The following is a 6,739-nucleotide window of genomic DNA, read 5'->3' as shown; positions in this document are numbered from 1 at the left end:
AAACAATGACAATCGTTGCTCAAGTCATCAAGAATAAAGCAGTACAATCAATTTTTACAATCTCACCAAATGCGACTGTACTTGAAGCAATTAAAATTATGGCAGACAAAGGTGTCGGGGCACTGGTGGTTGCAGAAGATGAAAAAGTGGTTGGAATTTTCTCTGAACGTGACTATACCCGTAAAATCGCCTTGATGGAACGTACATCAGAAAGCACTCTAGTCTCAGACATTATGACATCCAAGGTCATTTCAGTCGGCTTGAACCATACGGTAGAGGAATGTCTACAGCTCATGACTGATCGCCATTTACGTCATTTACCTGTACTGGATCAAGAAAAGCTGGTGGGTTTTATCTCAATTGGTGACTTGGTTAAAGCAGCAATGGAAGATCAACGCATCCTGATTGAACAGCTTCAACAATATATCTCTGGTTAATTCTATAAAAATAAAAAAACAGGGCAATTCACTGCCCTGTTTTTTTATTTTAAAAACCTAAAACTATGCTTTTAGAAAGTTCTGGATTGCAGGCACAAGACGTTGCAACAACTCATCTGCCTGAGCTTGAGTCATGTTGAGTGGCGGTAACAAACGAACCACGGAACCAGCCGTGACATTGATAATCAATTTATATTGATCACGGGCAATCGCAACCAGTTCAGCACAGTCTTTTGGTAGTTGAATACCAATCATCATACCAAAACCACGCACCTGTACATTGTAACCAGCCAATTGCGCTTTGAGTTGATCCACGATATAGGCACCGACAGTAGCAGCATTTGCAACCGCATTTTCTTTTTCAAGTGTATCCAGTACTGTATATACCACTCGCGAGCCCAACACTGTGCCACCATAGGTTGAACCGTGGCTGCCTGCACCCAGTAAACCGACCGCTTTACCCTGGGTCATCACCGCCCCAATTGGGAAACCATTGCCCAAACCTTTGGCTGTAGTCATCACATCAGGAACAATACTAGTATGTTGATAGGCAAAGTATTTACCTGTACGCCCATTTCCAGTCTGGATTTCATCCAGCATCATCAACCAGTTATGCTGGTTACATAAAGCACGGACTTCTTCCAGATAGCTAAAGCCTTGTGGTGCAGTATTGACTCCACCCTCACCCTGAATGGGTTCAATCAGGATTGCAACAATATCAGGATGATGGATTGCCGCTTCCTGAATCGCTTCCACATCCCCAAATGGCACACGGATAAAGCCCTGAACTAACGGCGCAAAGCCCTCCTGAACCTTTTTATTGCCTGTCGCAGACAAGGTTGCCAAGGTACGACCATGGAAAGACTGTTCAGCAACCAAAATTTTTGGATTGACAATCCCTTGTTGCGCACCAAATTTACGGGCAATTTTAATTGCGCCTTCATTTGACTCAGCACCGCTATTGGAGAAAAAGATCTCTTCCATTCCAGAAACTTCAGCCAATTTCTGGGCAGCGGCGGTTTGCCAAGGAATTTCAAATAAGTTACTGGTATGAATCAAGGTTGCGGCCTGTTCAGCAATCGCTTCCGCTATCACAGGATGAGCATGACCCAATCCACATACGGCAATCCCAGTCAAGGCATCTAAATATTCTGTCCCATCCGCCGTATATAGATACGCCCCTCGTCCTCGTACAAAGCTGATCGCCTGGCGACCATAAGTTGCCATAAGGTGTGTTGGCTGATCAGGCTGTACAGGAGCAAGAGTGATATTAGTCATAACAAACTCAATCTATCATTAGTTGTAGTGTAAAAAAGTTATATAAGCAAAAACTTGCGTAGATTGAAAGCATAAACTCACATTTATATAAGAAAAATCTTTAACAATAGCTCGTAAACTGTTTTTCAGTATATAATTTGGCAAGATTAGTTGAGGATCTATCTATGACGGAACAAGCGCGTGATACAGTAGCGTTAATTCGTGATCAAATTGCGAAACACCCTGTTTTACTTTACATGAAAGGCACTCCCCAATTCCCGCAATGTGGTTTTTCTGCGCGTGCAGTAGAAGCACTTAGCCAAATTGGTCGTCCATTTGCCTATGTAAATATCTTGGAAAATCAAGATATTCGTGCAACTTTACCTCAAATTGCCAACTGGCCTACTTTTCCACAATTATGGATCAATGGCGAGCTTATTGGTGGCAGCGATATCATGCTTGAAATGTTCCAGAATGGTGAGTTAAAGCCATTAGTTGAACAGTATAGCCCTGCTCCTGAAGCATAAGCTAAAAAACGAAAGCCAATCAAATGATTGGCTTTTTTATTTGCCTAAACTTACTGTTCACTAAAACCAACATAGCGGAACATTCCCTCCACACCCAAATCTGCCTTATAGATTTTCATTTCAGGATAGTTTGCCTGCGTCACAGTCATAAAAACATTCATGTTTGGATCTTCATGAATTTCATCAACCGATTGTGGCAAAACCGCCTCAAAACGATCAGCAATAAACTCAAAACCTAAATCCATTGCCATGAATAATGTATGCTCACACGGCTGAATATATTGTTCTTGCTGCCAATCCAAAACGGCATGTTGGCAAAAAGGGCATAAAATGTTTTGAGTTGCATCGACAATGTTGATGAGTTGATATGACATAATATTACAGCGTAAAAAATTTGATTCAGTGTAAAAGAATATGATGTATGAATCTATCTTGAATAGAAGGATTTAGCTTATGGCAACACTTGAACAAGCCATTGCACTGGCAGCACAACAACACGCAGGTCAAGTTGACAAAGCCAATGCCCCTTATATATTACATCCGTTAAGAGTCATGCTAAATGTTCCAACGATTGAGCATAAAATTGTTGCTGTGCTACATGATGTCTTAGAAGATACTGAGACAAGCATCGAAGATTTACAGGCGTTGGGATTCCAACCACACATTATCGAGGCAATCGTTGCACTGACCAAACAAAAAGGTGAGTCACGAATACAAGCCGCTCAACGGACCGTACAAAACCCTTGGCGCGTGTTGTGAAATTGGCAGATATCAATGACAATATGGACTTGTCTCGGATTTCATCGCCAACAAGCAAAGACTTTGAGCGACTAAACGAATATAAACAGGTTCGGGATATTTTGACCCAAAATGTTTAATCATCACGTTTATACTGATTTAACTTGATGACAAGAAATTGGAGCTTATAGCGTAATGCTGACGGATTTAGATGATTTTTATTGCTTTGCGCTTGTTGTTGAGCATGGTGGTTTTAGTGCGGCTGAACGCGCAACTGATATTCCTAAATCCAAACTCAGTCGCAGAGTTTATAACCTAGAGGAACAACTCGGTGTACGTCTCATTCAGCGAAGTTCACGTCATTTTGCTGTAACAGACATTGGTATGGATGTCTATCGTCACGCACAAGTCATGATGAATGCAGCCCAAGCTGCACATGATGTCGTGAATCATTTAAGCAGTCAGCCACGTGGTGTTATCAAGGTCAGTGTACCTGTGGATATTGCCCAGAATCAAATGGCAAAAATATTGCCCGCTTTTCTAAAAACATATCCAGAAGTTCGTGTGCAGATGATGGTGAGTAACCGCCGTGTGGATGTCATTAATGAGGGCATTGATTTGGCGTTGCGTGTGCGTTCCAAACTGGACGATGACCCGAATCTGGTTTTAAGACAATTTGCAGCCATTGAACAACGTCTTTTTGCCAGCCAGGCCTATTTAAATGAATTCGGGCATTTAACCACACCTGAACAACTGTCTGAACATCGTATTATCAGCATGGCTGAAGAGCATCTTGACCAGCATTTTCTACTGTCAGGTCCAGATCATCAGCAACAGAAGAAGATCAAGGTCAACCCTGTGATTATGGGTTCGAACTTGTTGATGCTGGCAGAATTAGCCAGTCAGAATTGTGGAATTGCCCTATTGCCTGATAGCATCGCTCAGGATTTCATTAAATCTGGTCAATTGGTGAAAGTATTACCAGAATGGACTGCGCCACATGGAATCTTCCATGCAGTTTATCCATCACGTCGGGGCTTGCTGCCAGCGGTTCGTGTATTCATCGACTATCTGGTTGAACAACTTACCCTATGTTCCACGATAAAAAGACCCGATTAATATCGGGCCTTTGCTGCATTTATGAAATAGCAGAATAATGTCCTGTTCCTTCTGGCCAAGGGGTGAGCAGTTCAAAACCATCCTCTGTCACGGCAACCATATGTTCCCATTGGGCAGAAAGTGATTTATCCCGTGTTACAACTGTCCAGCCATCACTCAACTCTTTCACCTGCGCCTTACCTGCATTTACCATCGGCTCAATGGTAAAGACCATGCCTTTTTTCAATACCATGCCCTGACCTTTCTGGCCATAATGCAGGATATTGGGTTGTTCGTGGTAAACACGTCCAATACCATGCCCACAATATTCACGGACAATACTATAACCCTGAGCTTGAGCAACAGATTGAATTGCATAGCCAATATCGCCTAATGTTGCTCCAGGTCTGACCGTACGAATACCTGCCAACATTGCATCATAAGTCGTTTCAACTAATTTCTTAGCTTCAGGGCTTGGTTCACCTACAAAGTACATCCGACTGGTATCGCCAAAATAACCATCTTTAATCACAGCCACATCAATGTTGAGAATGTCACCCTCCTGCAAAATCTTTTTGACAGAGGGGATGGCATGGCATACTTCTTCATTGACAGAAATACAGGTTGTTTTGGTAAAACCGTGATAACCCACATTGGCAGGAATAACCTGCAAAGTGTTTACGATGTAATCATTACATATATCATCTAAATATTCAGTTGAAACACCTGGCTTTATATAGGCACCAATCATTTCTAGAACTTGTGCTGCCAAACGCCCTGAGATACGCAATTTTTCAATATCCTGTTCCGTTTTAATGGTCACAGTAGAAGCTCTCATTCGAGATATTCCTTATGTAAAAATCAAATTAATTTCGTAATGCAGAGCCATTTTTATACTGCATTCAATATTTCAGTAGTTTTACGCCTTAGCCCTCAAATCTTCAATCTTTTTACGACTGAAAAACACTTTTTATTTTACATTTAATTTCGATCAACATCATAGGAAAAAAGTATAACAAACGATATTTTTTACTTTTAAAATCTTTTCAAACAATTAAGTTTACCAAAGCTAATCCTATGATTTTAATCATTTCTTTTTAGACAAAAATAAACCGTTTTTCACATAAAATTGGTTTCAAATGACAGCATTTTTATTCTAAAATCCGCACTTTTATTTTATACCTCCCTTTATGAACCAACTTCGTACAGGAGATATTATTGCCTTGGGGTTTATGACCTTTGCACTGTTTATTGGTGCAGGCAATATTATTTTCCCCCCTATTGTTGCCCAGCAGGCTGGTGAACACGTATGGCTGGCTGCATTTGGTTTCTTAATCACCGCAGTTGGTCTACCTGTAATGACCATCATGGCCTTGTCACGTATGCAGGGCTCAATTGAGGTCATTAGTTCCCCTCTTGGTCGTTTTGCCAGCTTATTACTGACCATAGTCTGTTACCTATCGGTAGGTCCGTTATTTGCGACACCACGTACTGCCACCGTTTCTTATGAAATTGGTTTTGCACCATATTTTGGTACATCAAGCAGTAGCCTACTGATCTACAGTGTAATTTATTTTGCTTTTGCCGCAGCAGTTTCTCTTTATCCAAATAAACTGCTTGATACAGTCGGACACGTACTGGCACCATTAAAAATTGTTGCACTTGCAATACTGGGCATCGCAGCTTTTACCATTCCGACAGGTTATATTTCTCCACCGATTAACCATTACGTCAACAGTCCAGTTTCCGAGGGCTTTGTCAGTGGTTACTTGACCATGGACACCTTAGGGGCGCTGGTACTTGGTATTGTGATTATTCAGGCCATTCAGTCCCGTGGAGTAACTGATTCCAAGCTGATAACCAAATATGCAATTATCGCAAGCCTAATTGCAGGTGTAGGCTTAACCCTTGTTTATATCAGCCTGTTCAAACTTGGTTTAGGCAGCCATGAAGTCGCGGCAAATGCAGATAATGGTGCAGTCATTCTGCATGCCTATGTGCAGCATGCCTTTGGTGACCTGGGTTCATTGTTCCTGGCTGGCTTGATTTTTCTGGCATGTATGGTCACTGCGATTGGCTTAACCTGCGCATGTGCAGAGTATTTTAATGAATTAACTGGTTTACCCTATAAATTACTGGTTTTTATCCTGATTGGGTTTTCACTGTTAATTTCCAACTTGGGTTTAACCAAACTAATTGCGTTTTCCGTTCCTTTATTAAGTGCAATTTATCCGCCAGCAATCGTGGTGATCATGCTCAGCTTTTTCTGGAAACACTGGAACAAGCCATCGCTGATTGTAGGTTCGGTGACCGCCATCGCTTTCCTTTTCGGTATTGTAGAGGCAATTAAAGCGGCTGGCTTTACACAGCAGTTACCACAATTTATTGATCACTTGCCATTAAGTGAACAAAACCTTGCCTGGTTACTTCCATCATGTGCCGTTCTTATGATTGCAATTGCAATTGACCGATTATCAGGTGGCAAGAATTAAAATAATTTGTCGTTAAGACCGCGTTTTATCCAAACATGATTTTAGCTATATGAAGAATGCTCCTTTACCCAATGTGCATTTTTTGTTTACGACAATTCCTTATTTTTTAAGAGGCATTAATTAAATAATAGCAATATCATTCATCATGCTCGCATTCTAAATCTTTCAAAATGTAAAAAACACTCTATCA

The 6,739-nt window shown here is 41.2% G+C and carries 7 protein-coding genes and 1 pseudogene; 5 read left to right on the top strand and 3 right to left on the bottom strand.

Annotated features, from left to right (window positions below; genetic code table 11):
• Positions 1 to 5: 5 nt before the first annotated feature.
• Entirely contained in the window at positions 6 to 437 is a 432-nt protein-coding gene (locus B4H32_RS11835) for a CBS domain-containing protein (protein ID WP_004758215.1), read from the top strand.
• Positions 438 to 500: 63 nt separating this feature from the next.
• Here B4H32_RS11835 and B4H32_RS11830 read toward each other — a convergent pair whose 3' ends face one another.
• Positions 501 to 1,715: an aspartate aminotransferase family protein gene (locus tag B4H32_RS11830; protein WP_004680918.1), complete on the bottom strand. Its 1,215-nt coding sequence runs from the start codon at positions 1,713 to 1,715 to the stop codon at positions 501 to 503.
• Positions 1,716 to 1,879: 164 nt separating this feature from the next.
• Between B4H32_RS11830 and grxD the strand changes: the two genes are divergently transcribed.
• Positions 1,880 to 2,221, top strand: coding sequence for a Grx4 family monothiol glutaredoxin (grxD, locus tag B4H32_RS11825; RefSeq protein WP_004639270.1), 342 nt, complete (start codon positions 1,880 to 1,882; stop codon positions 2,219 to 2,221).
• A gap of 50 nt (positions 2,222 to 2,271) precedes the next feature.
• Here grxD and B4H32_RS11820 read toward each other — a convergent pair whose 3' ends face one another.
• A complete protein-coding gene (locus B4H32_RS11820; protein WP_004680919.1) occupies positions 2,272 to 2,595 on the bottom strand; it encodes a hypothetical protein in 324 nt (107 codons plus the stop codon).
• 79 nt (positions 2,596 to 2,674) lie between these two features.
• Between B4H32_RS11820 and B4H32_RS11815 the strand changes: the two are divergent.
• Together B4H32_RS11815 and B4H32_RS11810 are read left to right on the top strand one after the other, a co-directional pair.
• Positions 2,675 to 3,099 (top strand): annotated as a pseudogene (locus B4H32_RS11815) (guanosine-3',5'-bis(diphosphate) 3'-pyrophosphohydrolase).
• A gap of 55 nt (positions 3,100 to 3,154) precedes the next feature.
• Positions 3,155 to 4,078 (top strand): LysR family transcriptional regulator, encoded by a 924-nt coding sequence (locus B4H32_RS11810; protein ID WP_004759906.1) that lies wholly within the window; start codon positions 3,155 to 3,157, stop codon positions 4,076 to 4,078.
• Between the two features lie 19 nt (positions 4,079 to 4,097).
• Here B4H32_RS11810 and map read toward each other — a convergent pair whose 3' ends face one another.
• Positions 4,098 to 4,895 (bottom strand): type I methionyl aminopeptidase, encoded by a 798-nt coding sequence (map, locus tag B4H32_RS11805; RefSeq protein WP_004680922.1) that lies wholly within the window; start codon positions 4,893 to 4,895, stop codon positions 4,098 to 4,100.
• 352 nt (positions 4,896 to 5,247) lie between these two features.
• Between map and brnQ the strand changes: the two genes are divergently transcribed.
• On the top strand, positions 5,248 to 6,549 hold the full coding sequence (brnQ, locus tag B4H32_RS11800; RefSeq protein WP_286803221.1) for a branched-chain amino acid transport system II carrier protein: 1,302 nt from the start codon (positions 5,248 to 5,250) through the stop codon (positions 6,547 to 6,549).
• Positions 6,550 to 6,739 lie beyond the last annotated feature (190 nt).

The sequence above is a fragment of the Acinetobacter sp. UBA2063 genome, assembly GCF_002333245.1.
Lineage (GTDB): Bacteria > Pseudomonadota > Gammaproteobacteria > Pseudomonadales > Moraxellaceae > Acinetobacter > Acinetobacter parvus.
Note: the sequence above shows the minus strand (reverse complement) of the source record. Positions and strands in the feature narration are given on the sequence as shown.

Coding starts and splice junctions, on each gene's coding strand:
- B4H32_RS11835 (WP_004758215.1), top strand. CDS start 6: ATGACAATCGTTGCTCAAGTCATCAAGAATAAAGCAGTACAATCAATT.
- B4H32_RS11830 (WP_004680918.1), bottom strand. CDS start 1,715: ATGACTAATATCACTCTTGCTCCTGTACAGCCTGATCAGCCAACACAC.
- grxD (WP_004639270.1), top strand. CDS start 1,880: ATGACGGAACAAGCGCGTGATACAGTAGCGTTAATTCGTGATCAAATT.
- B4H32_RS11820 (WP_004680919.1), bottom strand. CDS start 2,595: ATGTCATATCAACTCATCAACATTGTCGATGCAACTCAAAACATTTTA.
- B4H32_RS11810 (WP_004759906.1), top strand. CDS start 3,155: ATGCTGACGGATTTAGATGATTTTTATTGCTTTGCGCTTGTTGTTGAG.
- map (WP_004680922.1), bottom strand. CDS start 4,895: ATGAGAGCTTCTACTGTGACCATTAAAACGGAACAGGATATTGAAAAA.
- brnQ (WP_286803221.1), top strand. CDS start 5,248: ATGAACCAACTTCGTACAGGAGATATTATTGCCTTGGGGTTTATGACC.